Source organism: Kineosporia sp. NBRC 101677, assembly GCF_030269265.1.
GTDB classification, from domain to species: domain Bacteria; phylum Actinomycetota; class Actinomycetes; order Actinomycetales; family Kineosporiaceae; genus Kineosporia; species Kineosporia rhizophila.
In genome coordinates, this window is record NZ_BSTA01000001.1 from 370,337 (window position 1) to 395,514 (window position 25,178).

General features: G+C 71.0%; 21 protein-coding genes. 6 read left to right on the plus strand and 15 right to left on the minus strand.

Features of this window, described 5'->3' with window-relative positions; genetic code table 11:
* The first annotated feature begins 11 nt into the window (after window positions 1–11).
* Both QSK18_RS01715 and QSK18_RS01720 read left to right on the plus strand, forming a co-directional pair.
* On the plus strand, window positions 12–836 hold the full coding sequence (locus QSK18_RS01715) for an iron-sulfur binding domain-containing protein (protein ID WP_232814715.1): 825 nt from the start codon (window positions 12–14) through the stop codon (window positions 834–836).
* Between the two features lie 91 nt (window positions 837–927).
* Window positions 928–1,914: an ATP-binding cassette domain-containing protein gene (locus QSK18_RS01720; protein ID WP_285616390.1), complete on the plus strand. Its 987-nt coding sequence runs from the start codon at window positions 928–930 to the stop codon at window positions 1,912–1,914.
* On the opposite strand, the gene QSK18_RS01725 is transcribed toward QSK18_RS01720, so the two are convergent.
* The 6 genes from QSK18_RS01725 to QSK18_RS01750 all read right to left on the minus strand — a co-directional run bounded on the left by QSK18_RS01725 (window position 1,909) and on the right by QSK18_RS01750 (window position 9,212).
* Window positions 1,909–2,412, minus strand: coding sequence for an amino-acid N-acetyltransferase (locus tag QSK18_RS01725; protein ID WP_232814717.1), 504 nt, complete (start codon window positions 2,410–2,412; stop codon window positions 1,909–1,911). The genes QSK18_RS01720 and QSK18_RS01725 overlap by 6 nt on opposite strands.
* Window positions 2,413–2,595: 183 nt before the next feature.
* Window positions 2,596–5,121 (minus strand): ATP-dependent Clp protease ATP-binding subunit, encoded by a 2,526-nt coding sequence (locus QSK18_RS01730; protein ID WP_232814718.1) that lies wholly within the window; start codon window positions 5,119–5,121, stop codon window positions 2,596–2,598.
* Between the two features lie 904 nt (window positions 5,122–6,025).
* Window positions 6,026–6,361, minus strand: coding sequence for a histone-like nucleoid-structuring protein Lsr2 (locus QSK18_RS01735; protein ID WP_232814719.1), 336 nt, complete (start codon window positions 6,359–6,361; stop codon window positions 6,026–6,028).
* Between the two features lie 221 nt (window positions 6,362–6,582).
* Window positions 6,583–6,816 (minus strand): hypothetical protein, encoded by a 234-nt coding sequence (locus tag QSK18_RS01740; protein ID WP_232814720.1) that lies wholly within the window; start codon window positions 6,814–6,816, stop codon window positions 6,583–6,585.
* A 33-nt stretch (window positions 6,817–6,849) separates the two neighbouring features.
* A complete protein-coding gene (gene lysS, locus QSK18_RS01745) occupies window positions 6,850–8,373 on the minus strand; it encodes a lysine--tRNA ligase (RefSeq protein ID WP_232814721.1) in 1,524 nt (507 codons plus the stop codon).
* A 59-nt stretch (window positions 8,374–8,432) separates the two neighbouring features.
* On the minus strand, window positions 8,433–9,212 hold the full coding sequence (locus QSK18_RS01750) for an ANTAR domain-containing protein (protein ID WP_232814722.1): 780 nt from the start codon (window positions 9,210–9,212) through the stop codon (window positions 8,433–8,435).
* A gap of 243 nt (window positions 9,213–9,455) precedes the next feature.
* On the opposite strand from QSK18_RS01750, the gene QSK18_RS01755 reads away from it, so the two are divergent.
* A complete protein-coding gene (locus QSK18_RS01755; RefSeq protein WP_232814723.1) occupies window positions 9,456–10,577 on the plus strand; it encodes a glycosyltransferase family protein in 1,122 nt (373 codons plus the stop codon).
* A 59-nt stretch (window positions 10,578–10,636) separates the two neighbouring features.
* Here QSK18_RS01755 and nadC read toward each other — a convergent pair whose 3' ends face one another.
* The 4 genes from nadC to QSK18_RS01775 are packed head-to-tail and all read right to left on the minus strand — an operon-like array spanning window position 10,637 to window position 15,080.
* Window positions 10,637–11,548 carry a carboxylating nicotinate-nucleotide diphosphorylase gene (nadC, locus tag QSK18_RS01760; protein WP_408624451.1) on the minus strand — a complete coding sequence of 304 codons (912 nt, stop codon included), beginning with the start codon at window positions 11,546–11,548 and terminating at the stop codon, window positions 10,637–10,639.
* Window positions 11,549–11,601: 53 nt separating this feature from the next.
* Window positions 11,602–13,293: an L-aspartate oxidase gene (locus QSK18_RS01765; protein WP_285616391.1), complete on the minus strand. Its 1,692-nt coding sequence runs from the start codon at window positions 13,291–13,293 to the stop codon at window positions 11,602–11,604.
* Window positions 13,290–14,141 (minus strand): pantoate--beta-alanine ligase, encoded by an 852-nt coding sequence (gene panC / locus QSK18_RS01770; RefSeq protein ID WP_232814726.1) that lies wholly within the window; start codon window positions 14,139–14,141, stop codon window positions 13,290–13,292. Before panC ends, QSK18_RS01765 begins: the two co-directional genes overlap by 4 nt.
* Window positions 14,142–14,150: 9 nt before the next feature.
* The gene (locus QSK18_RS01775) at window positions 14,151–15,080 is read right to left on the minus strand and encodes a Rossmann-like and DUF2520 domain-containing protein (protein ID WP_232814727.1); all 930 of its coding nucleotides are present in this window, start codon (window positions 15,078–15,080) and stop codon (window positions 14,151–14,153) included.
* A 285-nt stretch (window positions 15,081–15,365) separates the two neighbouring features.
* Between QSK18_RS01775 and QSK18_RS01780 the strand changes: the two genes are divergently transcribed.
* Both QSK18_RS01780 and QSK18_RS01785 read left to right on the plus strand, forming a co-directional pair.
* The gene (locus QSK18_RS01780) at window positions 15,366–16,097 is read left to right on the plus strand and encodes a methyltransferase domain-containing protein (protein WP_232814728.1); all 732 of its coding nucleotides are present in this window, start codon (window positions 15,366–15,368) and stop codon (window positions 16,095–16,097) included.
* Between the two features lie 2 nt (window positions 16,098–16,099).
* Window positions 16,100–16,972, plus strand: a complete 873-nt coding sequence (locus QSK18_RS01785; RefSeq protein WP_285616392.1) for an SAM-dependent methyltransferase — start codon at window positions 16,100–16,102, stop codon at window positions 16,970–16,972.
* Here QSK18_RS01785 and QSK18_RS01790 read toward each other — a convergent pair.
* Window positions 16,937–18,502, minus strand: coding sequence for a PH domain-containing protein (locus QSK18_RS01790; RefSeq protein WP_285616393.1), 1,566 nt, complete (start codon window positions 18,500–18,502; stop codon window positions 16,937–16,939). The genes QSK18_RS01785 and QSK18_RS01790 overlap by 36 nt on opposite strands.
* Entirely contained in the window at window positions 18,499–18,993 is a 495-nt protein-coding gene (locus tag QSK18_RS01795) for a PH domain-containing protein (RefSeq protein ID WP_285616394.1), read from the minus strand. Before QSK18_RS01795 ends, QSK18_RS01790 begins: the two co-directional genes overlap by 4 nt.
* Window positions 18,994–19,184: 191 nt before the next feature.
* Here QSK18_RS01795 and QSK18_RS01800 point away from each other — a divergent pair, with 191 nt between their 5' ends.
* Window positions 19,185–20,288, plus strand: coding sequence for an NADH-quinone oxidoreductase subunit D (locus QSK18_RS01800; protein WP_352396450.1), 1,104 nt, complete (start codon window positions 19,185–19,187; stop codon window positions 20,286–20,288).
* A 64-nt stretch (window positions 20,289–20,352) separates the two neighbouring features.
* Here QSK18_RS01800 and QSK18_RS01805 read toward each other — a convergent pair whose 3' ends face one another.
* The 3 genes from QSK18_RS01805 to QSK18_RS01815 are packed head-to-tail and all read right to left on the minus strand — an operon-like array spanning window position 20,353 to window position 24,993.
* Window positions 20,353–21,531: a right-handed parallel beta-helix repeat-containing protein gene (locus QSK18_RS01805; protein ID WP_285616395.1), complete on the minus strand. Its 1,179-nt coding sequence runs from the start codon at window positions 21,529–21,531 to the stop codon at window positions 20,353–20,355.
* Window positions 21,528–23,786: a right-handed parallel beta-helix repeat-containing protein gene (locus QSK18_RS01810; protein WP_285616396.1), complete on the minus strand. Its 2,259-nt coding sequence runs from the start codon at window positions 23,784–23,786 to the stop codon at window positions 21,528–21,530. Before QSK18_RS01810 ends, QSK18_RS01805 begins: the two co-directional genes overlap by 4 nt.
* On the minus strand, window positions 23,776–24,993 hold the full coding sequence (locus QSK18_RS01815) for a glycosyltransferase (RefSeq protein WP_352396451.1): 1,218 nt from the start codon (window positions 24,991–24,993) through the stop codon (window positions 23,776–23,778). The genes QSK18_RS01810 and QSK18_RS01815 overlap by 11 nt, the downstream gene beginning before the upstream one ends.
* Window positions 24,994–25,178: the final 185 nt, after the last annotated feature.

Below are 25,178 nucleotides of genomic sequence, written 5' to 3' on the forward strand. Positions count from 1 at the left end.
ACGCCCGCGAATTGCCCTGGCGCGAGCCGGGCTGCTCGCCCTGGCTGATCCTGGTCAGCGAGATCATGCTGCAGCAGACCCCGGTCAACCGGGTGCTGCCGATCTGGCGCGAGTGGGCCGAACGCTGGCCTACCCCCGCCGACCTGGCCGATGCCTCCCCGGCCGACGTGATCCGGGCCTGGGGTCGGCTCGGCTACCCCCGCCGGGCGCTGCGCCTGCACCAGGCCGCCCAGGCCATCGTCGAGCGCCACAACGGCAGCGTGCCGAGCGACCACGCCGAACTGCTGGCCCTGCCCGGCATCGGCTCGTACACGGCCGCCGCAGTGGCCAGCTTCGCCTTCGGCCAGCGCCACGCCGTGCTCGACACCAACGTGCGCCGGGTCTTCGCCCGCACCGTCTCCGGGGTCGAGTACCCGCCGCCCGCGCTCACCGCCGCCGAGACCCGGCTCGCCACCGAACTTCTGCCCGAGCAGAAGGCCCACGTCTGGGCGGTGGCAGTGATGGAACTGGGCGCTCTGATCTGCACCGCCCGCTCCCCCAAGTGCGCCGCCTGCCCGGTCTCGGCGCAGTGCGCCTGGCGGTTGGCCGGCTCACCCCCGCACACCGGCCCGGCCCGTAAGGGGCAGGCCTGGGCCGGCACCGACCGGCAGATCCGCGGCGCCCTGATGGCCGCCCTACGGCACAGCAAGGAGCCGCTGTCGCAGCCTCAGCTGGTCATCGAGGTGCCCGACAGCGCCCTGCGCGATCCCGGGCAGCGCTCGCGGTGCCTGGCCGGACTGATCGAGGACGGACTGGTCGAACCACTGCCGGACGAGCGCTACCAACTCCCTGCCTGAGCAGCATTAGGTGAAAACCCCCACATGGGATACACGGGGCGTACGTTACGACTGCCGTCTGAACGACTTAAATCTTCGCTAACCTCGACGCGTGGTCCAGAACGACGGGGGGAAGCCGCGGCCTGCCCAGGCGGCCGAGGCCGAGCCTGCTGTTGCCTTCGACCACGTCGCCTTCACCCTGCGCACGGGCTGGCGGCGTCGCCGTCGGCAACTGTTCGACAGCCTGTCGTTCACCGTCACCCCTGGTGAGGCGGTAGGTCTGCTGCTCCCTGAGGGAGCGGGCAAGACCAGCCTGGCCAAGCTGGCCACCGGGATGACCCGGCCGGGCTTCGGCTCGGTGCACCTGCTCGGCCTCGACCCGGTGCAGGCCGGGCTGGAGTCGGCCGGACGGGTCGGCGCCATCGTGAACGAGCACTCGCACCTGTGGCCCGACATCCCGCTCGAGGATGCGCTGGGCCTGCTCGCGCGCCATCTGGGCCTCGCCGAGCAGGCCGCCACCCTGCGCCCCCGTCTGCTGGCCGAACGGCTCGAGCTGACCCGGGTGCTGCGGACCCGGGTGGTCGACCTGACCGTGGCTCAGCGCCGCCGCGCCGAGCTGGTGGCCGCCCTGCTGCCCGATCCGGAACTGCTGATCCTGGACGAGCCGACCCGCGGCATGGACGCGGCGAGCAAGGAGCGCATCCGCTCGGTGCTGCGCCAGGAGAACCGGATGAACGGCCGCACCCTGCTGCTGCTCACCAGCGACCTGGCCGACGTCGAGTCCACCTGCCCCCGGCTGCTGGTCGGGGTGGAAGGCCGGATCGGGTTCGACGGCAACGTGCCTGCGCTGACCGAACTGCTGGGCGCGGAGAAGGTTCTGGTGGTCGACCTGCTGGCCCCGGCCGGCCCGCTGGACGACGTTCCCGGCACCCAGCTGATCGCGGTCGAGGCCGGAGGTCTGCGGCAGCGGCTGGGCATCACTCCCGGGCACACCACCACGGCGAAAGTGCTTGCCGACGTGGCCTCCCGGGCTCGGGTGCGGAACCTCACCCTTCAGGAGCCGGACGTCGCCGAACTGGTGCGCCGCCTGACGCTATAGCTCACGCAGCATGCGGGAGTTGCCCAGGGTGTTGGGCTTCACCCGGGCCAGGTCGAGGAACTCGGCCACGCCCTCGTCCCGCGAGCGCAGCAGTTCCAGATAGACCTCGGGCGCCACCGGCGTCCCCTCGATCTCCCGAAAACCGTGCTGCTCGAAGAACTTCACCTCGAAGGTCAGGCAGAACAACCGGGAGACGCCCAGCTCGGTGGCCTGCTCGATGAGCGTGTCGAGCAGCGCGTGCCCGACCCCGGCCCCGCGCCGGCTCGACGAGACCGCCAGCGTGCGCACCTCGGCCAGGTCTTCCCAGAGCACGTGCACTGCGCCGCACCCGATCACCTGGTCGTCGGCGTCCACCGCGACGCGGAACTCCTGGACGTCCTCGTAGTAGGTGACCCGCTCCTTGTTCAGCAGGATGCGCTCGTCGGCGTAGCCGGAGACCAGGCTCGCGATGGTGGGGACGTCGGTGGTGCGGGCACGCCGGACACGGAACTCAGCCACCCGTCGATGTTCCCACGCCCGGCACCCGTGCGGTGAGTCGGGAACCCCACTGCTTTTGGACGTTTGTGGGCACCCACGAAGGAAACGCACCTACATCGGTGCCCAAGCACGTCTTCAAACCACAAACGGCCGAAGGCCGGAACCCCCACGGGGTTCCGGCCTTCGCCGTGACAGTGCTGCGGATCAGGAAGCCGCTTCGCCGGCGACCGGCGGAGCGCCCTTCTCGGTGGCTCCGGCCAGCTCCGGGATGGACCCGCTCTTCGAGGCTCCGCGGAAGCTGAAGGTCGCCGTGGCCGGCTCCCCCTCAGCGTCGACCAGAACGATCTGGCCCGCCTTGAGCTCGTTGTAGAGGATCTTCTCGGACAGCGTGTCCTCGATCTCGCGCTGGATGGCGCGGCGCAGCGGCCGGGCGCCCAGCACGGGGTCGTAGCCCTTGTGGGCCAGAGCGATCTTCGCGGCCGGGGTGAGCTCGAGGCCCATGTCCCGGTCCTTCAGACGCTCGTCCACCTTGGCGATCATCAGGTCGACGATCTGGATGATCTCGTCCTGCGACAGCTGCGGGAAGACGATGGTGTCGTCGACCCGGTTGAGGAACTCCGGGCGGAAGTGCTGCTTGAGCTCCTCCGCGACCTTCGCCTTCATCCGCTCGTAGCTGGTCTTCGTGTCGCTGCCGGACTGGAAGCCCAACTGCACACCCTTGGCGATGTCCCGGGTACCCAGGTTCGTCGTCATGATGATCACAGTGTTCTTGAAGTCCACCTGGCGGCCCTGGCTGTCGGTCAGGCGACCGTCCTCCAGGATCTGCAGGAGCGAGTTGAAGATGTCCGGGTGGGCCTTCTCGACCTCGTCGAACAGCACCACCGAGAACGGCTTGCGCCGCACCTTCTCGGTGAGCTGGCCACCCTCTTCGTAGCCCACGTACCCGGGCGGCGAACCGAACAGCCGCGAGACCGTGTGCTTCTCCGAGAACTCGGACATGTCCAGCTGGATCAGCGAGTCCTCGTCGCCGAACAGGAACTCGGCGAGCGCCTTGGCCAGCTCGGTCTTACCCACACCGGTCGGGCCGGCGAAGATGAACGAGCCACCGGGACGCTTCGGGTCCTTCAGGCCGGCCCGGGTACGGCGGATCGCCTGGGAGAGCGCCCGCACCGCGTCGGTCTGGCCGATGATCCGCTTGTGCAGCTCGTCTTCCATCCGGAGCAGACGCGAGGTCTCCTCCTCGGTGAGCTTGAACACCGGGATACCGGTCGCCGTGGCCAGGACCTCGGCGATCAGTTCCTCGTCGACCTCGGCGACCACGTCCATGTCGCCGGCCTTCCACTGCTTCTCCCGCTCGGCCTTCGCCGCCAGCAGCTTCTTCTCGCTGTCGCGCAGCGAGGCCGCCTTCTCGAAGTCCTGCGCGTCGATCGCGGACTCCTTGTCGCGACGGGTCTGCGCGATCTTCTCGTCGAACTCGCGCAGGTCCGGCGGAGCGGTCATCCGGCGGATCCGCAACCGGGCGCCGGCCTCGTCGATCAGGTCGATCGCCTTGTCCGGCAGGAACCGGTCGTTGACGTACCGGTCGGCCAGCGTCGCCGCCGCGACCAGGGCCGCGTCGGTGATGGAGACCCGGTGGTGCGCCTCGTAGCGGTCGCGCAGCCCCTTGAGGATCTCGATGGCGTGGGCCAGCGAGGGCTCCTGCACCTGGACCGGCTGGAACCGGCGCTCCAGGGCGGCGTCCTTCTCGATGTGCTTGCGGTACTCGTCGAGCGTGGTGGCGCCGATGGTCTGCAGCTCACCGCGGGCCAGCATCGGCTTCAGGATGCTGGCGGCGTCGATCGCGCCCTCCGCGGCACCCGCCCCGACGAGGGTGTGGATCTCGTCGATGAACAGGATGATGTCGCCGCGGGTGCGGATCTCCTTGAGCACCTTCTTCAGGCGCTCCTCGAAGTCACCGCGGTACCGCGAGCCGGCCACCAGGGCGCCGAGGTCGAGGGTGTAGAGCTGCTTGTCCTTCAGCGTCTCGGGCACCTCGCCCTTGATGATCGCCTGGGACAGGCCCTCGACGACCGCCGTCTTACCGACCCCGGGCTCACCGATCAGGACCGGGTTGTTCTTGGTGCGCCGCGACAGCACCTGCATGACCCGCTCGATTTCCTTCTCCCGGCCGATGACCGGGTCGAGCTTGCCCTCGCGGGCGGCCTGCGTCAGGTTGCGGCCGAACTGGTCGAGCACCAGCGAGCCGGACGGCGTGCCCTCGGCCGGGCCGCCGGCCGCGGCCGGCTCCTTGCCCTGGTAGCCGGACAGCAGCTGGATGACCTGCTGGCGCACGCGGTTGAGGTCGGCGCCGAGCTTGACCAGCACCTGGGCGGCGACGCCCTCGCCCTCACGGATGAGGCCGAGCAGGATGTGCTCGGTACCGATGTAGTTGTGGCCCAGTTGCAGCGCTTCCCGCAGCGACAGCTCCAGCACCTTCTTGGCGCGGGGCGTGAACGGGATGTGCCCGGAGGGGGCCTGCTGTCCTTGACCGATGATCTCCTGCACCTGCTCGCGGACAGCGTCGAGCGAGATGCCGAGGGACTCCAGCGCCTTGGCTGCGACTCCCTCGCCCTCGTGGATCAGCCCCAGCAGGATGTGCTCGGTACCGATGTAGTTGTGGTTGAGCATCCTGGCCTCCTCCTGGGCCAGGACAACAACACGGCGGGCGCGGTCGGTGAACCTCTCGAACATCTGCGCTCCTCGTGCGGTCAGTGGGGGTGAGACTGAGGTCTCGCTGACCTTATCGATGCTATCTGGGGCTACGGAAAGAAACACCCTGCGTTCTGAGAGTGAGACTGTTCCGACACCCGTGCATCGGCCAACGGAGCTGGAACCTTACGTGTTCCAGGCTCGCGGCACAGCACTTCGATGTTCGCTGTCGGCGGACAGAACCGGCACCCTTCCGGCGCTTTGCGGTCTTCGTGCCCATGTCCGGCCGGGAGCGCCGGACGCGACGCGCCGGAGGAGCCCCTCTACGCGGGCTGCCCGTCCAGAGTGCCACCCGGGATCTTCCGGCGCGCCCCCGGATCACCCACTCGGCCCCGGCCCCCTCAGGCGTCTCCCGGCCAGGAATTCGGCGGGCTTTTCACCACCCGCGCGAGGGCACCGGACACGAAGCGGACAATGCCGGATGAGCACAACGATTGCACCGTTCACTGCACAAGCAATCCTTGCAGAACAACAGGCAGCGCCGGAACGATCACACAAACTCCTCCGGCCACGTTGTCAGTACGAGCTCCGGCCGGTGATGAAGTCGGGGGGGTTACCCGGCGGTGGGAGTCGATCGCATCACACCACCTTCCGGCACCGGTTAGACACGATCCGATCGGGGTGCCGCTTAGGTCCGGGCCGGGTCCGACAGTTTCCGGCCGGCCTTCATTCGGGCCGACCAGTGAATTCGGGAAAACGCCGAAATTCTGCGGTCGTCTTTTTCTCCGGCCGGCCGAGGAAAAAAGACCCGGCAAACGGCGACGGGCGCCGAACCTTCACGGTTCGGCGCCCGTCCACGAACTTCACCGTGATTTCCACGGAGGTGGCGCTGCTGTTCCCCCCTGATTTCCGCCGCCGGTAACCGGCGGCGGAGACGGCGGAAGGCTCAGTGCGCGCCCTCGTAGGCGGCCATCACCTCGGCCGAGACCCGGCCCCGGTCACTCACCTGGTAGCCGTTCTCCCGGGCCCACGCCCGCACGTCGCCCAGATCCGCCTTGGACGAGGCCGGACGGCGCCCGCGCGGGCTTCCGGCCCGGGTGGTACGGCCACTGACCTTGCGCGCGTGCCCCACCCACGGTGCGATCGCGTCCCGCAATGCCTCCGCATTCGCTGCGGAGAGGTCAATTTCATAGCTGACCCCGTCGAGCGAGAACGACACCGACTCCTCGGCCTCGCCCCCGTCCAGGTCGTCAACAAGAATGACCTGCACCTTCTGCGCCATCAATTACTCCTAGAAACGCCACCGGAGTCCACCCCGGGCAGGCGAACCCATTCATGGGAATGATGGAGTCGACATTCCAGCATGTCAAGCCAACACCTCAGCATGACCACAAATAGCCGGTGCTTAGCAGATCTTCCGCAGCTCCGGGACTTTCTGAGTTTCCCCGGTAGTCGGCCGACGGGTAGCGCGTTGCGTCACCCGTTCGGCCGAACCGGTGACAGTTATTGCTGTCCCGGTGTACCGGCCGGCTTCGGCGATTCACCGGGGCCGGCCGATTGCCCGGTCGATTGCGCGGTATGCGTTTGCCCCGCGGCTTTCTCGGCCGCCGCCGCCCGGCGGTCCTCGGCGGCCTGGGCCAGGCGCTCACGCCGGTCGGCCTGAAACACCGCCCGGATCGCGATCACGAAGAGGAAGAGAACACCGATCGAGGGAAAGATCGCGGCCACGTAGTCCATGTCGACTCCTACGACTTCAGCGGTTGCGGGCCGCTATTCCGGCTTGACCAACGGGAACAGAATCGTCTCCCGGATGCCGAGCCCGGTGACCGCCATCAACAGGCGGTCCAGGCCCATGCCCATGCCTCCGGTGGGCGGCATGCCGTGCTCCATCGCCCGCAGGAAGTCCTCGTCCAGGCGCATCGCCTCGTCGTCACCGGCCGCGGCGACCTTGGCCTGGGCCACGAAGCGCTCACGCTGCACCACCGGGTCGACCAGCTCCGAGTAGCCGGTGCCGAGCTCGAACGAGCGCACGTACAGGTCCCACTTCTCGGCGACCCCGGGGGTGCTGCGGTGCGGGGCGACCAGGGTGGAGGTCTCTTCCGGGTAGTCGCGCACGAAGGTCGGCGCGTACAGGTCCGGCACCACCAGTTCCTCGAAGAGCTCCTCGGCCAGCTTGCCCGGGCCGTACCAGCTCTCCACCTTCACGTCGTGCTTGGCGGCCAGCTCGACGAGTTCGGCCAGGTCGGTCTGCGCGGTGATCTCCCGGCCGGCGGCCTGCGACAGCGAGCCGTACATGGTGATCTGCTGCCACTCGCCGCCCAGGTCGTACTCGGTGCCGTCGGCCAGGGTCACCGTGGTGCCGCCGGCCACCGCGGTGGCGGCCGCCTGCACCAGGGTGCGGGTGAGCTCGGCCATCGAGTCGTAGTTGCCGTAGGCCTGGTAGGCCTCGATCATCGCGAACTCCGGCGAGTGCGTGGAGTCGGCACCCTCGTTCCGGAAGTTGCGGTTGATCTCGAAGACCCGGTCGATCCCGCCGACCACCGCGCGCTTGAGGAAGAGCTCGGGGGCGATCCGCAGGAACAGCTCGAGGTCGAAGGCGTTCATGTGGGTCTTGAACGGCCGGGCCGCGGCCCCGCCGTGGATGGTCTGCAGCATCGGGGTCTCGACCTCGACGAAGTCGCGACCGTGGAACGTCTCGCGCAGCGAGCGGACCACGGCGGCACGGGTGCGCACCACGTCGCGGGCGGCCGGGCGCACGATCAGGTCGACGTAGCGCTGCCGGACCCGGGCCTCCTCGGACATCTCCTTGTGCAGCACCGGGAGCGGGCGCAGCGCCTTGGCCGCCATCGCCCAGCGGTCGGCCATCACCGAGAGCTCACCCCGCTTGGACGAGATCACCTCACCGTGCACGGTGACGAAGTCACCCAGGTCGACGTCGGCCTTGAAGGCGGCCAGCGCCTCGGCGCCGACCCCGTTGGCGGTGACCATCACCTGCAGCTGGGTGCCATCGCCGTCCTGCAGCACGGCGAAGCAGAGCTTGCCCGCGTCGCGGAAGCGCATCACCCGCCCCGCCACCGAGACGATCTCGCCGCTGGAGGCGCCGGTCTCCAGCTCGGCGTGCGCGGTGCGGATCTCGGCCAGGGAGTGCGTGCGCTCGACCTCGACCGGGTACGCCGGCTTGCCCTCGGCCAGGATGCGCGCCCGCTTCTCCGCGCGGATACGCATCTGCTCGGGTACGTCCTCCCCGTTCGGGACGGGCGCGTCTGCCGGGTGGGCTGCCTGCTGTTCGGTCACGACGAGTCATCCTAGTCGGCTGCCTAGGCGCTGATCGCCCCGCCGTCAACCCCGGCCGCTCAGGACTGCTCGAGGATCGCGCTGGTGGTCAGGGCCGCCCAGATCCGGGCCGCGGTCTCGCGCTCGGCCGGGGTGGGGCGGACCACCAGTTCCGGGTCCTCCGGGTGCTCGGCCGCCTGACCGCCGACGTGCTCGACCAGGGCCACCGCCAGGTTGCGCAGCCGGATGTTGAAGTGCTGGCTGGCCCGGGCCAGGGCGGCGAAGGCGGCCGGGGCGTCGGCGCCGATCGCCCCCATCACGAGCCCCTTGGCCTGCTCGATGACCCGGCGGTACTGGGTCATCTGCAGCATCTGCTGGGCCACCTGCTCCTCGCCCGCGCAGTACTCCACCACCGCCAGGGCCTGGGTGACCAGCGGCTCGTAGCGGTCGATCTCGCGCAGCACCTGGCTGTCCGGCACCCGGTCCAGGTAGACCGAGAACACGGTGGGCAGGTCGGACCCGAACTCGCCGGGGACGAAGATCACGCCCCGGACCTGCTCGAGCAGCTTCGGCTCGACGCCGGGCAGGTCGCCCAGGCCGAGCTTGGCGTCGTCGCTGTCCGGCCGGGTGACCACGGCGTCCCGGCGGAAGGCGTCCCAGATCGGCCCGTGGGCATGTTGCCACTGCGCCGGGTCGAGTTCCGTGGCGACTCCGATCGCCGCGACGGTCTTCGGTGTCCCGCCCTCGTTCCGGCTGTCCGTCGCGACACTGAGGCCGACGCCGAGACTGCCCGGCACGGACTGCAGCGTGAACTCGAGAAGGCTTGTCAGCAGGTCGTTCCCGAACTCGCGGATGGTCAAAGAAGGATCCTTTCGAAGGCGGCGGCCGGACGACCGCCGGTCTCCCAGCATCAGGCTTCAGCGCGCGCAAAGCGATCACAGATGCCAGGCTCGAACGAGTAGCGGCAGCGGCGGCCGACCTGCACGGCCGGAGATCGCGCCGGTCGATGAGAGGAAGATGATCAGGTTATGGTGGCCCCCTCGTCCAGCACAGGCGCGAGTTCCTCACCCGTTTCCTTGAGCGGAACCTCTCGAGAGGCGCCTGTGTCCCCCTCCCGTAAACGACGTCGTGCCTCCCCCGAGTGGGAGGGTCGCACGATCATCCGCATCGCGGCACTCCCCGGGCGGGGTGTCTACGTCCGGCACCTCGGTCACCCCGAGGGTGTCGACGGTGTGCACCGGCCGACGGTGCAGATGCCCGGGTCCGCGCCGCGCCCCCCGGCCGCGTTCGACCCGGCCTGGCTGGCCGCCCATCTCGGCGACATGCAGGTCGTCCACGTGCACGCCCTGGCCCCCCGGATGAACGCCGAGCACGTGCAGGCGGCGATCCGGGCCACCCGTGAGTCCGGCCGCCCGCTGGTGGTCACCGCCTACCACCTGAGCGACCCGACCGGCCTGGACGAGGCCGGGTACGCCGAGCAGCTGGACGCCCTGATCCCGGCCGCGGACCAGGTGATCACGCTCACCGCCGGGGCCGCCGACGAGATCGCCCGGCGCTGGTCGGTGGGCGCCGACGTGCAGCCCCACCCGCACGCGGTCGACTTCGTGCGGATGCGCCGCGAGCGCCCCGCCCGCGGCCAGAACAGCCCGTTCGTGGTCGGGGTGCACCTGGGCGGCCTGCGGCTGCCGAGCGATCCGGTCAAGGTGGTCGCCGCGCTGGCCGAGGCGGCCCGGCAGGTGCCCGAGGTGCGCCTGGTGGCGTTCGCCCACGACCACCTGCTCGACTCCGACTCCACCCGCTACGACCCGGCCACCGTGCGCGAGATCGACCGGCTGCTCAGCGCCGCCGGCGGTTCGCTGCGGGCCCACCGGCCGATGACCGACTCCCAGCTCTGGGACAACATCTTCGGCCTCGACGCCGCACTCGTACCGCCCTTCTTCGGCTCGCACTCGGTGTGGCCGGAGGCCTGCTACGACCTGGGCACCCAGGCGATCATGCCGGCCGCCAACCACGCCGCCCAGCAGCGTCCGGACGCCGGCAGCCTCTCCTACACCAGCGACCGCGACGGCCTGCCCGACGTGGCCTCGCTGACCGAGGCGCTGGGCAAGGCGGTGGCCACCCAGGAGGTGCTGCGGGCCGACCCGACGGCGCGCTTCACCGAGCGGGTCAAGATCGCCGAGTGGCTGCGCAACAACTACGAGCGTCTGCTGGCCGACCGGGCCTGAGCCGCGAGGTGCGGCACACCGCGGTGTGCCGCACCGGTTCCCGGCCGGTGTAACGGTTCTCAGCCGACCAGGTCGATCGCCAGGTCGAGGATCGGTGAGGAGTGGGTCAGCCCGCCGACCGAGAGGTAGTCGACCCCGGTGCGGGCGTACTCGGCCGCCACCTCGAGGGTGAGCCCACCGGTGGCCTCGATCTCGATCGGCTCGCCGGTGGTCGCCCGGGCCGCCTTCACGCTCTCGGCCAGCAGGGCCGGCGACATGTTGTCCATCAGCAGGAACCGGGCGCCGATCTGCACCGCCTCCACCGCCTCGGCCGTGGTGGTCACCTCCACCTGCACCGCGACCTCCGGGAAGCGCTGCCGCACCAGGCGGTAGGCCTCGGCCACCGAGCCGGCCGCGATCTTGTGGTTGTCCTTCACCATCGCGACGTCGTACAGGCCCATCCGCTTGTTCGTGCCGCCGCCGCAGCGCACCGCGTACTTCTCCAGCATCCGCAGCCCCGGCGTGGTCTTGCGGGTGTCCAGCACCTGCGCCCCGGTGCCGGCCAGCTCGTCCACCCAGCGCCGGGTGTGGGTGGCCGTGCCGCTGGTACGGCAGACCAGGTTGAGCAGGGTGCGCTCGGCGATCAGCAGCACCTGGACCGGCCCGTGCAGCACGGCCAGCACGTCGTCGCGGACCACGGCCCGGCCGTCCGGGACCCGCAGTTCGGCGGTGGCCGCCGGCAGCCCGGTCCAGGCCGAGACCTCGGCGAGAACCACCGGCACCAGCGGCATCCCGCTGATCACCCCGGCCGCGCGGGCGACCACGTGGGCCCGGCCCGGCACCTCGGCCCCGATCGTGGACTCGCTGGTCACGTCGTGCCCGGGAGCGGCCCCGGGTACCTGCACGACGGCACCGCCGATGCCCAGGTCCTCGGCCAGGGCGTCGCGCACCACCGAGCGCACCCGGTCCGGGTCCAGCCCGGCGGCCGTCAGGGCCTCGATCGTGCCGGTGGGCCAGGGGGTCTCGGTCTGCCAGCGATCCACGATCAGCCTTCCAGGGGTTCGAACCGGGTGATGAGCTCACCGTCGGGGTCCAGCCGGCCGATCAGCCGGCCGCGCCAGGCGGCGTCGTCGCGCTGCGGGAAGTCCTCGCGGTAGTGCCCGCCGCGGGTCTCCTCGCGCAGGGCGGCGACCTGGGTGAGCACGGTGGCGACGGTGTGCAGGTTGGTGGTCTCCCACTCGGCGGTGCCGTGGGTGACGTCGATCTTGTCCACGCCCACCGGGACCTCGGTGCCACCGGCGGCGGAGATCCGGGCCAGGCTCGCGGCCGCCTTCTCCAGCCCCTCGGCGGTACGGATGACCCCGGGTCCGGAAGAGGCGGCCCGCTGCACCTTCACCCGCGCGGTGGCCGCGAGCAGGCCGGCCGGCCCCGGCCGGTCCACGGCCTCCAGCTGGGGCAGCTCCCCGCTCCCGAGCCGCGCGCTGACGTCGTCCGCAATTCGGTGGGCGAACACCAGACCCTCCAGCAGCGAGTTGCTGGCCAGCCGGTTCGCCCCGTGCACACCCGTGCACGAGCACTCGCCCACCGCGTACAACCCGGGCAGGCTGGAACGGCCGTCGGCGTTCACCCGGATCCCGCCGGAGTGGTAGTGCTGGGCGGGCGCCACCGGGATCAGGTCTTCCGCCGGGTCGAAACCGTGCCCGGCGAGCGCGTTCACGATGGTGGGGAAGCGCCGGCGCAAGAAGGTGCGGCCGAGGTGCCGGGCGTCGAGGAACACGTGCGAGGTGCCGGTGGTGGCCATCTGCCGCACGATCGCCTTGGCCACCACGTCACGCGGGGCCAGCTCGGCCATCTCGTGCACACCGGTCATGAAGCGCAGGCCGTTGACGTCGAGCAGCTGGGCCCCTTCGCCGCGCACCGCCTCGGAGATCAGCGGCTGCTGACCCCGGGCGTTCTGGCCCAGCCAGAGCACGGTCGGATGGAACTGCACGAACTCCAGGTCGGCGGTCTCGGCCCCGGCCCGCAGAGCCGCCGCGATGCCGTCGCCGGTGGCCTCACGCGGATTGGTGGACGACTGGAAGACCTGGCCGATGCCCCCGGTGGCCAGCACGACCGCCCGGCCGAGCGCCGCCCCGACTCCGTCGCGACTGCCTTCACCGATGACGTGAAGCGTTACCCCGCAAGCAGTTCCGTTTGCGCTGGTGAGCACGTCGAGCACCAGGGCCTGCTCCAGCACCTCGATGCCCGGGTCGTCGCGCACCGCCTCCAGAGCAGCGATCAGCGCGCGCGAGATCTCCGCCCCGGTCGCATCGCCACCGGCGTGCGCGATCCGGTCGCGGTGATGGCCGCCCTCGCGGGTCAGCGCGATCTCGCCGCTCGGAGTGAGGTCGAAGTTCGCCCCCAGAGCCACCAGTTCCCGCACCCGGGAGGGGCCTTCGGTGACCAGGGCGCGCACCGCACCCTCGTCGCACAGCCCCACCCCGGCGACCAGGGTGTCGTCGAGGTGCTCGGCCGGCGAGTCCTCCGGGGCCAGCGCCGCGGCGATCCCGCCCTGCGCCCACCGGGTGGAGCCGGAATCAAGGACGGTCTTGGTCACCAGAAGCACGCGGGGCACCCGACGTCGCAGCCGCAGTGCGGCGGTGAGCCCGGCGATCCCCGAGCCCACCACCACCACGTCGGCCTGACTGGTCCAGCCGATCTGGGGGGTGGCCAGCCGGGTGGCCAGTCTCGGGCTCACGCCGGGCCCCCGACCACCAGGGGCAGGTTGTCGATCAGCCGGGTGGTGCCGACCTTGGCCGCGACCAGCAGCACGGCCTCGCCCTGGAAGTACTCCGGCACGTCGTCCAGGCCGACCGGGTCGACCAGCACCAGGTAGTCCACGATCACCAGGGGCTCGGCCACCAGCACGTCCCGGGCGGCCCGGCGCACCGCGCTCGGCCCCTGGGCCCGCACCGCCTGCCCGGCCCGCAGGGCCCGGGACAACGCCAGGGCGCACTCCCGGTCCAGCTCCGTGAGGTAGCGGTTGCGGCTGCTCAGGGCCAGGCCGTCGCTCTCCCGCACGGTGGGCACGGCGACGATCTCGCAGCCGAAGTCCAGGTCCTTGGCCATCCGCCGGATCAGCAGCAGCTGCTGCGCGTCCTTCTGCCCGAAGAACGCCAGCTGCGGCCGGGTCAGGTGGAACAGCTTGGCCACCACGGTGAGCACACCGTCGAAATGCCCGGGCCGGGAGGCGCCTTCGAGCTTGGCCCCGAGCTGCCCGGCCGAGACCCGCACGCCCGGGTCGCCGCCCGGGTAGATCACGTCCGGCGAGGGGTTGAACACCAGGTCCACACCCTCCCGCTCGCACAGCTCGAGGTCGCTGTCGAACGTGCGCGGATACTTGGCCAGGTCCTCGCCCGGGCCGAACTGCAGCGGGTTGAGGAAGACGGTGACGATCACGCTGTCGGCCCGCTCCCGCGCCTGACGCACCAGCTCGGCGTGGCCGGAGTGCAGGGCCCCCATCGTCATCACGACGGCGACCGTGCCGGTGAGCTTCTCGCGGGCTACGGCCAGCTCGTCCCGGGTACGAGCGACAACTGTGGACATGGGCTCAACCTACTCGCCGCCTCCGGCCGGCCTCGGGCCGGAGTTCAGGGCGGCCAGCAGGGCCTCGGCGCTGTGCAGCGGCAGCCGCCCCGAGGCCAGCGCCCGGTCGGCGGTGGCCCGGGCCATCGCCCGGTAGGTCTCGAGCGTGCCCTCGCCCCGCTCACCGGTCGCCCGGATGGCGGTCAGGTGCTGGGCCAGGGTGCCCGCGTCGCCGCGGGCCACCGGGCCGGTCAGGGCGTTGTCGCCGGCCCGCAGCGAGTTGTCCAGCGAGGCCGACAGCAGCGGGGCCAGCAGCCGGGCCGGGTCGTCCACCCCGGCCCCGCGCAGCAGGTCCAGGGCCTGGGCGACCAGCGTGATCAGGTGGTTCGAGCCGTGTGCGAGGGCCGCGTGGTACAGACCGCGCATCTCCTCGGCGATCACCACCGGTTCGGCCCCCATCTCGACCACCAGGGCCTGGGCGATCGGCAGCACCGGGCCCGGGGCGCTGACCCCGAAGCAGCAGTCGGTCAGCCGGCTCAGGTCCAGGCTGGTGCCGGTGAAGGTCATCGCCGGGTGCAGGGCCAGCGGGATCGCGCCCCGGCCGACCGCCGGTTCCAGCGCCTTCCAGCCGAACCGCCCGCTGGTGTGCACCAGCAGCTGACCGGGCAGCCAGGCGCCGGTGCCGGCCAGGCCGGAGACCAGTTCCGGCAGCGCGTCGTCGGGGATCGCGATCAGCACCAGCTCGGAGCGCTCGACCACGTCGGGGATGTCCAGCACCGGCACGCCGGGCAGCAGCACCGAGGCCCGCTCCCGGCTGGCCTCGGACACCGCGCTGACCCCGACCACCGCATGACCGGCGGCCCGCAGGGCGGATCCGAGCACGGCACCGACCCGGCCGGCCCCGATCACACCGACCCCGAGCCGCCCCGGACGCTCGCCTGGGTTATGGGTTTCAGACACCTCGGCAGGGTAACCGGCGGCCCCTGGGTTGCACTGCACCTCACGTTTGCGCCGCCTCGTTCGTCTTCCCGGGCGGGAGGGCTTTGTCCGGGCCGTAAGTTGAGAGCGGCTCGGAGAGCACGAGCTTTGTCGCCCCCGCACTGCCGCCCACCTCACGTTTGCGCCGCCCCGTTCGTCTTCCCGGGCGGGAGGGCTTTGTCCAGGCGCCAGCTGAGAGGCCCTTCCCCCGCTCGGAGTCTCCCGCTGCAAGGGCGGCGTCCCCCGTCCCCCGCGTAGGGTTGCATCGTGGGACGTCACGAACGCATCGCCGAGCTGGTCGACCTCAACCGTCCGGGCCTGGAGGTGGCCGACCTGGCCAGTGGCCCCGGCCGCACCGTCCGGGCCCTGCTGAAGGCCGCCACCGGGGCCGAGCCGGGCCGGGTGCACGCCGTCGACGCGGCCTCCAACCTGGACGACGAGGTGCTGCACGACGCCCGGGTGCGCTCGGTGCTGGCCGACCTCGACGAGCCGCTGCCGTTCGCCGACGCGGGCCTCGACCGGGTGATCTCGCTGAACCTGGCCGAGCACCTGTCCGACCCGATGGCCCACCTCGCCGAGTGCTACCGGGTGCTGCGGCCGGGCGGTCTGCTGGTGCTGGCCCACAGCGACTGGGACACCGCCCTGTTCGCCAGCGCCGACGATGCGCTGACCCGGCTGCTGGTCGACCGGTTCGTCTCCACCGTGCCCCGGTTCGCCGAGCGCGCCGACGGTTTCATGGGCCGCAAGCTGCTCGGGCTGGCCGGCCGCTCGGAGTTCGAGCTGGTCAGCGCCGACACCTGGGCCGACTGCCACCGGCGCTTCGACCGGGGTTCGGTGAGCTGGAAGGTGGCGATGGGCGTGCTGGCCGCCACCAAGGACGACCCGCAGCTGGCCGACCGGGCCACCACCTGGGTCGAGGGACTGTCCCAGCTGGCCGCCGAGGGCAAGTTCCTGTTCGCGGTCACCGATGTCGCCCTGGTGCTGCGCCGCCCCGAGTAGCCGTGCTGCCGACCTGGCAAGAAGCCTGGCAGGGTGCGCTCTACGGGCCGGGCGGCTTCTACCTGCGCCCCGAAGGTCCGGCCGGGCACTTCCGCACGGCCGCCCACGCGGCTCCCGCGCAGCTGGCCGCGGCCGTCTCGCGGCTCGCCGACTCGGTGGGGGCACGAAGAATTGTGGACGTCGGTGCCGGCCGGGGCGAGTTGCTCACCTCATTGGTCGGCGTTGGTTCACAAGAACTTTGGGGCGTGGACGTGGTGCCCCGCCCGGCATCCCTCAGCCCTCGGGTGCACTGGGCCGCCGGGCTGAGCGAGCTCCCGAACGAGGCGCTCGCCGACGCTCTGGTGGTGGCCTGGGAGCTGCTCGACGTGGTACCTCTGAGCGTGCTCGAGCTGGACGAAAGTGGTTCTGCGTCTGTCGTTCTGGTGGACCCCCGAACCGGACGCGAGCGCCTTGGTGGCCCCGGACGTCTTCAAGATCGGCTCTGGATCGACCAGTGGTGGCCCCTGGACGGCCTGGAAGAGGGCGACCGCATCGAGGTCGGCCGGTACCGTGACCTTTTCTGGCGCAGACTCGTTCAGCGAGCCTGGTCAGCCGGGGCCAAGGCGGCCCTCTGCGTGGACTACGCCCACACCCGGGCAGACCGACCGGCCCTGGGCAGCCTGACCGGCTTTCGCGGCGGGCGCGCCGTGCCGCCCCGCCCAGACGGTTCCATGGACATCACCGCCCACGTCGCCATCGACTCCGTGGCTGCCGGCGGCTCGGTGGCTGAACTGACCACTCAGGCGCGGGCTCTGGCCGCGCTCGGGGTGAGCGACCCCGAACTGCTCGACCCGGGCGGCCTAGGCGGTTTCGCCTGGCTGCTCCAGGTGCCCTGAGCCGGGCCGGTCCAAGGGCACCGGATCCGGAGCCGGCTGGTCCTGGTACTCCGGACCCGGCTGGTTCAGGTGCCCGGAGATCTCCATCCAGCGCTCCGGACCGGACTTCTTGCGCGCCTGCTCGGCCCGGATCGACTGCACCGCGATGAGTTCCGAGGCCTGGGCCTGGTCGAGGTGCGAGGCGACCGGGCTGACCGGCCCGGCGGTGGAGTGCATGGTGAACGAGGCCAGCCCGAGCCGGCGCTGCAGCGGCCCCTGGGTCAGGCCCAGGCTCTGGGTGCGGGCGTGGGGCACGATGTCGAGGTGCCGGTAGATCCGGCCGCTGCGGATCAGCAGCGCCTGGTCGGTGACGCGCACGCCGGAACGCCCCCAGGAGATCGGGTCCACCCAGCGCGACCGGCGGGGCGCGGTGAGGAACCCGGCGCTGGCCCCGGTGCCGGTCAGCCCGGCGTCGACCACGTCCCACGGGTTCTCGCCCGGCTCGACCCCCAGGTCGGGCAGCACCAGCGCGAGCACGCCGACCGCCTCGACCTTGGGCCCGACCGGCAGGAGCGTGCTGCCGGACTCGGAATCGTTGTCGTCGCCGCCGTATCCGGCGATGTTGACGTGCACCGTCCACCAGCCCAGCCGACGCCAGAGCAGCCCCTGGCTCAGCCGCACGGCCTGCACCCGGCCCGGCGGCACCGTCTGGGTGCGCTGCTCCAGCAGGCCGTAGCGCAGCCGCAGCCCGTCCGGCGAGTCTGAGATGCGGAAGCCGAACCCGTTGGAGAACCGGTTCCACAGCACCCCCGCGGCGCCCAGCAGCGGCGCGAACGAGCCGGCCAGAGGGCCCGGGTGGCCGATCACCAGACTGATCACCGCGAGCACCAGCACCCCGCCCACGAAGCTGATCGCCGGGGTACTGACCAGCAGCGACAGGATCAGCCGGCCGACCGGCACCTCGAGCGTGGAACGCTCCGGCGCCTCCGGCGCGTCGGGCCCCTCGTACCGCACCCCGGCGGCCGAGGCCAGCAGGTGATTGCGCAGCGCCCGGGCGTCGTCCTCACGCAGGAACGACAGCGCGACGTTGGACTCCTTGCCCCCGGCCACCTCCACGGTGATCCGGGCCAGGCCGAGCAGCCGGGCCAGGAACGGCTGCACCACGTCGACCGCCTGCATCCGGTCCAGCCGGGCCCGGCGCTGCTGCCGGAACAGGATGCCGGTGTGCAGTTCCAGCGCCTCGTCGAGCACCCGGAACCGGGTGGCCCGCCACGAGGCGAAGGCCAGCCCCACGCCGATCAGGACGATCGCCAGCAGCACCGCCCCGCCGCCGAGCAGCCAGCGCCCGGCCACGTGCGGCTGCTCGAAGTTCGCCTCGCCCGCGATCAGGTCGTTGCCGAAGCTCTGCACCACGAAGACCAGCACCACGGCGATCACCTGCCAGGACCGCAGCAGCGGGGTGGCCGGGTGCATCAGGTGCCACTCGCCGTCGGCCAGGCCCGACTGACCCGGCTGACCGGACTGGCCCGACTGACCGGGAGGCTGGGTCACAGCCCCGCCAGCCGGGCCTCGCCGCGCGAGGCGAGCCGGTCGCGCAGGCGGGCCGCCTCGGCCGCGTTCAGGCCGGGGATCCGGGCATCGGTACCGGCCGAGGCGGTGTGCAGCTGGACGTGCGCCACATCGAACATCCGATCGATCGGGCCGGCCTCCACGTCGACGAACTGCATCCGCCCGTAGGGCACCACCACCAGGACCCGGAACATCACGCCGTGCCGGATCAGCAGGTCGTCGGCCCGTTCGGCATAACCCCAGGCCCGGACCTGACGGCCGATCAGCCACCACTCCCAGACCCAGGTGAGCAGCAGAACCACGACGCCGATCCAGAGCCAGGGGGTGAAGAACACCGCCAGCGCCGCGAAGGCGGCCGCGCCCAGCAGGTTCAGCAGGGTCGTGATGAGCCGTCTGACTTTGGCCAGCCCTGGCGATATCGGCGTCCAGGTGACACCGTCCGCATCGAAAACGTCGCCCAGAGTCCCGCCCATAGCCCGCAGGATGTCACACCGGTCCCGCCGCTCCTATAGGTCACCTCTGGGCGGTGATGCACCGATTCGCCGGGTGCCCGAATCCCCCGCCCCCGTGCGACGCGCGTGACAGACTCAGGCCCGTGACGGAGCCGGCAAGCCCTCGTGCCCTGACCGTGGCCCTCGGCTCCGAGGGCCTGGCCGCCTCCGACATGGTGCTCAACATCGGCCCCCAGCACCCGGCCACCCACGGCGTGCTCCGGCTGCGGATCGTCCTGGACGGCGAGCGGGTGGTCAGCGCCGAGCCGATCGTCGGCTACATGCACCGCGGCGCCGAGAAGCTGTTCGAGGTGCGCGACTACCGCCAGATCATCGTGCTGGCCAACCGGCACGACTGGCTCTCGGCCTTCGCCAACGAGCTCGGCGTGGTGCTGGCCGCCGAGCAGCTGCTGGGCATGGAGGTGCCCGAGCGCGCGGTCTGGGCCCGCACCCTGCTGGCCGAGCTCAACCGGATCCTGAACCACCTGATGTTCCTCGGCTCCTACCCGCTGGAGCTGGGCGCGATCACCCCGGTCTTCTACTCCTTCACCGAGCGGGAAGAGCTGCAGGCGGTGATGGAGGAGATCTCCGGCGGCCGGATGCACTACATGTTCAACCGGGTGGGTGGGCTGAAGGAGGACCTGCCGGCCGGCTGGCTGACCCGGGTGCTGAAGGCGGTGGCGGCCGTACGGCGCCGGCTGCCGCGGCTGGAAGGGCTGATCGTCGGCAACGAGATCCTGCAGGCCCGGACCCGCGGGGTCGGGGTGCTGGACCGGCAGACCGCGGCGGCCTACGGGGTCAGCGGGCCGGTCGCCCGGGCCAGTGGGCTGGACCTGGACCTGCGTCGCGACGAGCCCTACCTGGCCTACGGCGAGCTGTTCGCCCCGGGCGGTCCGGGCCGGGTGGTCACTCGCACCGAGGGCGACTGCCTGGCCCGGTTCCAGGTGCTGCTCGAGCAGGTGCACGTCAGCCTCGACCTGGCCGAGGCCTGCGTGGACCGGCTGCGCTCGCTGCCGCCCGGCCCGATCAACGTGAAACTGCCCAAGGTGCTGCGGGTCCCGGAGGGGCACGTCTACCGCTGGACGGAGAACCCGCTCGGCCTGAACGGGTACTACCTGGTCTCCAAGGGCGACAAGGTGCCCTGGCGGCTGAAGCTGCGCTCCGCCTCGTTCAGCAACGTCCAGGTGCTCACCGAACTGCTGCCCGGGACCCTGTTGGCCGACCTGGTCGCGATCCTGGGGTCGACCTTCTTCGTGGTCGGCGACGTAGACAAGTAAACCAAACTGAAGACGCTGGTGAGCCTCCGTAGAGACCGAAGGCTCACCAGCGTCTTCAGTTCGGTTATTTACTGCACTTGATCGTGGTCAGACCGTCACCGGCGTTCCGGGCGGTGTTGTTGCAGCGCACCACGTTCCCGCTGTGCCGCTTGGTCACGTTGATCGCGTAACCGTCACCGCGCACCGTGGACTTGTTGGCACTGAACAGATTCCGCCAGCCCCAGCCGTCCAGGATCTCGATCACCTTGTAGCCGTCGGCCCGTGAGTCGACCCCGGTGTTGCCCGAGATCAGCCAGCCGTTGCCCTTCACGTCCACCCAGCTGTCGCCCTCGGTCATCGTCGAGCCGTCGAAGGTGTTGCCGTTGAGCACCCCGCCCGAGGTGCCCTCCTTGATGTCGACCGACTCGGAGGTGGTGTCGGAGATCCGGTTGTTCAGGATGAAGTTGTTGTTGCTGGGATCGGGCTTGCAGTCGGTGTATTCGCACCAGTTGCTCTCGGCGGTACCGATGTAGACACCCTCGCCGTATTTCGGCTTCCGGTTGCCGGTGTCCCGGATGGTCAGGCCCCGCACCACGTTTCCGGAACTACCGGTGCGCAGGTGCACCGCCTCGTCACCGATCCGCTCGACCAGCAGGTTCTGCAGGGCGATACCCCGGCCGGCGTCGACCATCACGCCCTTCTGGCCGTTGCGCACCGTGAAACCGTCTACGCGCCAGTGGGTCGCGCCGTCGAAGTGCAGCGCGTAGCCACCCTTGATCGCACCGGCGTCGAGCACCGCGTTCCGCGAGCCGCACAGGTAGATCGGCTTGGCGGCGGAACCGTCCCGGGTGGTCTTGAACTCGCCGGTGTAGATGCCGTCCGCGATCCGGATCGAGGCGCCGGGACGCGCGTCTTCCAGGGCCTGCTCCAGTTCGTCGGCGGTAGCCACCTGAACCGTGGGCTTGGGGCACTTGAAGGCCGCCACCGGTGGCTTCTTCCACTTGGTGAGGGCGGGCAACCGGGCTCCGGCCGCCGCGGCGCCGACCTCACCCAGTTCCTCGTACTCGGTGGAATCGTCCTGGCCGGAACCACTGTCGGTCGGCGTGGGGGTGGGCTGGACCGTGACGACCGGGGCCGCGACGGTCTGGTCGGGCGTTGCCTGATCCTGGTCGTCGCCCTGGCCGACCGCCCAGCCGGCTCCGAAGGTGACCAGCATGCCCAGGGCGGCCGCGGCCATCAGGGGACGATTGGTGGGCGCCTTCACCGGCCCACCACCCGACGTCGGCGCGGAGGTTCGGGGTTCTGTCGAGACTCGGCGATGGCCAGGTCGATCATGGTGTGACCGGCCGCCGGGGTGAGCTCACCGGGCTGCTTCTCCCACCCGTCGCGCTCTTCCTCGCTCGGCCGGCGAGGCCGGGAGACCGGCTGATGCCACTCGGCGGCCACCGGCGGCTCGGGCTCGGCGTATCCCGGGTGATCACCGAAACCGTTGGTCTGGCGGGTCTGGTTGCGACGCGGCTGCAGGGTGGGAACCGTACGGCGGGGCGCGGCGTGGTCGTCGGCCGGACGCACCTGCGGGGTGGCCCGGGTCGGCAGCGAGACCTTGGCCGGCGCGTTCACCCGCGTGGTCCTCACCGGTCGCGGATGTGGCTGCGGCCCGGCCGGTTCGGGCGGGTTCTCGTTGGTGTGCACCGGATTCTCCCGTTCCTGGGGGGATCCCGCGATCGGCTTGCGCGGCCCACCCCTGACCAACAGTGGATCAGCCGGGTAGGGGGTACGGGTACCGCCACGCCGGGGACGGCTCATCGAGAGCAGAAGAACGCCCACGCCGATCCAGACCATCGTGAGCGGATGCAGAAGAATGCCCAGGAGCGAGTCTTTCGTGACCGTCCGGGACCAGCCGGAGTCGTCGGTGCCGAGCAGTTCGGGCTGATCGCCGGAGACCCGCACGGTGTCGATCGCCGAGGTGCCCGATCCGCGCAACTGGTTGCCGTCGGCCACGCTGCCGGCCACCGCCCCGACGAAGGTGAACGCGTGCAGCGTGACACCGGAGGTGGAGTTGTCCCGCAACTTCGCCACCGCGTCCCGCACGTGCACCCCGGTGGCCGCGCCGATCACGTTGTTCGAGGTGAGCTCGACGGTCGAGTCGTCGCGCACCTGGATGCCGTTGACCAGCGAGTCCTTCACCGTGTTGCTGTTCAGCTGCACGTCCTGGGCCGCGTCGGAGACCACGATGCCCGAGTGCCCGCCGGAGACGGTGTTGCCCAGCACGGTGAGCGCGGCGCCGCCGGCCACGTGCACCCCGATCCGCCCGTTGTCGCTGCTCTTGCTCGTGCTCAACACGTTGTTGCCGAACGGACGGGTGGAGGCGCCACTGGGTGAGGGCCCGTCGGCCAGCGGGCTGCCGGTGATCACCACGCCGTCGCGGCCGTTGCGGCGCACGTCCAGCCGGGTCATCACGGTGCCCTCGACGTTGCGGTTGATCACCACCCCGTCCAGCGCCGACTCCTGCACGGTGACCCCGGTGATCGTGGCCGCGTCCACGTTGCGGTGCAGCACCAGCCCGTCGACCAGGCTCTTGCTGATCACCGTGTCGCTCACCTGGGGGCCCGAGGAGCCGGAGATGAACAGCCCGAACGCGTTCCCGGTCATGCTGGAGTCGCGGATCGAGGAGGCGTAGGAGCCGGACTCGTCCAGCAGGGTGGCCGGCAGCTTGCCCGCGGGCAGGACGTCGGTGTGGCTGGCCGCCCGCTTAGCCACCGGCTCGTCGGTCACGCCGGTGGCCGCGCTGCCGGTCAGGCCGGTGGTGGGCAGGGTGCTGGCCGAGACCACGGCGACCCCGCCGGTGCGACCGCTCCAGAACCCGAGCCGGCCGAACTTGCTGTTGGTCACCACCATCTGGCCGCTGGCCCGCACGTAGGCCCGGCCGTCGGAAAGCTTCAGGTCGGGCTTGCCCTGGGTCTCGTCCCAGCTGGAGATCGAGATCGGTGCGGTGGCGGTACCGTTCAGCCGGATCCGCCCGCCCTCGGTCACGATCGAGGTGAAACCCTCCGGCCCGGACGACATCCGGAGCTTCAGCGGGCGGCGCGGGCTGATCGACAGCGTCGCCCCCGGGCCGACCAGGATGTGCTCGCGCAGCAGGAACGAGCCGTCGGCCTGCGGCACCAGGTTCTCGGCGGACAGCTGCCGCAGGTCGTCCCAGCTGTAGGGCTTACGGCGGGCGGTCAGCACCAGCGTCATCTGCCCGTCGGGCTGGGCCCGGTACGGCTTGGTCAGCTTCTGCTTCAGCAGGGCGCGGGTGACCCGCCGGTCCTCGTCGGCCACCAGTTCGGCCTGGCGCTGCGGGGCCACCCGGGCCGCCTTCGAGGCCTGGGCGGGCTCGGTCTTGGGATCGGCCGCGAGCGGCTGGGCAATGACCCCGGAAACCCCTACTGCGGTGACCATTCCGGCCACCACGCCCAGCCCGGCGAGGACCGAGATCACCCGCCGGGGGGTGGTTCTGCGCAGGTCAGCGGACATCGAGGACCACCTCGCGCTCGTCCCGGTCGAGCCGCTCGCCGAGCGAGGCGTTGTCCTGCCCGTCGCCGCCGACCTGGTCGGCGTGCCGGGTCAGCCAGCCCTGCTTGTTCATCGTGACGAACGCGTAGAGCTTGATCGGCAGCGAGATCATGATGACCACCAGGGTCACCACCGGCAGCAGGACGATGTCGGCCGGGTGCCGGCGCAGGTGCGAGACGCTGCGCACCAGGCGGCCGGCCATCAGCCAGCACAGCGCCAGCAGCACGCCGTTCCAGCCCGGCGCCATCCGGGAGAGCACCAGGTAGGTCAGGGCCATCCCCATGGTCACCGGGGTGAGCAGGATCTGCAGCACGGTGATCTTGGAGACGAACGGCACGTCGCGCAGCCAGCCCTTCCACAGCGCGGTCAGGTAGCAGCGGTAGGAGTTGCGGCTCCAGCGCACCCGCTGCTTCACGAAGGCACTGAACGTGGCCGGGAACATCGAAAGGGCCTGCGCGCTGGACTGGAACACGGTCTTGTAGCCGGAGGCGAGCACCAGCCAGGTCAGCCGGCCGTCGTCACCGGCCACGCAGCGGCGGCCCAGGAAGAACTCGTGCTCCAGGTTCTCCAGCACCGGCAGCACCGCCGAGCGGCGGTAGGCCGCGGTGCGGCCGGACACGCAGATCACCCCGCCGGCCCGGCCCATCGCCGGCACGTAGTCGTAGTAGCGCAGGTCGATGATCCAGTCGGCGATCACCCGCCAGAGGCTGGACCAGCGCCGGAACACCTTCTGCTGGGTGGCCACCGCCCCCACCGTCGGATCCTGGAAGGGCATCTGCACGGCGGCGAGAAGGCCCGGCTCCCAGGCGGTGTCGGAGTCGGTGAGAACCAGCACCTCACCCCGGGCGGCGCGGATCCCGACCCCCAGGGCGGAGCGCTTGCCCCGGTGCTCGAACGGCAGTACCCGCAGGCGCGGGTCGTTCACCCGGTTGAGCAGCTCGATGCACTCGATGTCGGCCACGTCGGGCACCACGATCAGCTCCGACGGCCCCTGCGCCAGCCAGGTGGCCAGGCAGCGCCGGAGGATCTCGACGTCCTCGCGGAACGACGGCACCACCACGGACGTCGTGGTCACGTACTGGTTGCTGACCGGCCGGTAGGCGCGGGAGAGCACCCAGCGGTAGATCCACAGGCTCCAGACGATCACCCCGGCCACCCCGAGCGGCATCCAGGCCCGGGCGTCCTGCACCGAGTCCCAGGGCACGAAGGCGTTGACGACGTCCAGGGGGTCGGACGCCACGGGCGCGGCTCCGAGCGCTGGCGTGACTGCGAGCAGCAAGACCTCTCCTGGGGCTAAGCGATCACGGTGTTAACGATCGGGTACCCAGGGTAGTTACGCGCGCGCGCGAGGAA

Excerpts from the sequence above, each read along its gene's own strand:
- QSK18_RS01735 (WP_232814719.1), bottom strand. The coding sequence starts at position 6,361 with ATGGCGCAGAAGGTGCAGGTCATTCTTGTTGACGACCTGGACGGGGGC.
- QSK18_RS01810 (WP_285616396.1), bottom strand. The coding sequence starts at position 23,786 with ATGTCCGCTGACCTGCGCAGAACCACCCCCCGGCGGGTGATCTCGGTC.
- panC (WP_232814726.1), bottom strand. The coding sequence starts at position 14,141 with ATGTCCACAGTTGTCGCTCGTACCCGGGACGAGCTGGCCGTAGCCCGC.
- QSK18_RS01740 (WP_232814720.1), bottom strand. The coding sequence starts at position 6,816 with ATGGACTACGTGGCCGCGATCTTTCCCTCGATCGGTGTTCTCTTCCTC.
- QSK18_RS01795 (WP_285616394.1), bottom strand. The coding sequence starts at position 18,993 with ATGGGCGGGACTCTGGGCGACGTTTTCGATGCGGACGGTGTCACCTGG.
- QSK18_RS01815 (WP_352396451.1), bottom strand. The coding sequence starts at position 24,993 with ATGCCGCTCGGGGTGGCCGGGGTGATCGTCTGGAGCCTGTGGATCTAC.
- QSK18_RS01800 (WP_352396450.1), top strand. The coding sequence starts at position 19,185 with ATGGTGCTCAACATCGGCCCCCAGCACCCGGCCACCCACGGCGTGCTC.
- QSK18_RS01730 (WP_232814718.1), bottom strand. The coding sequence starts at position 5,121 with ATGTTCGAGAGGTTCACCGACCGCGCCCGCCGTGTTGTTGTCCTGGCC.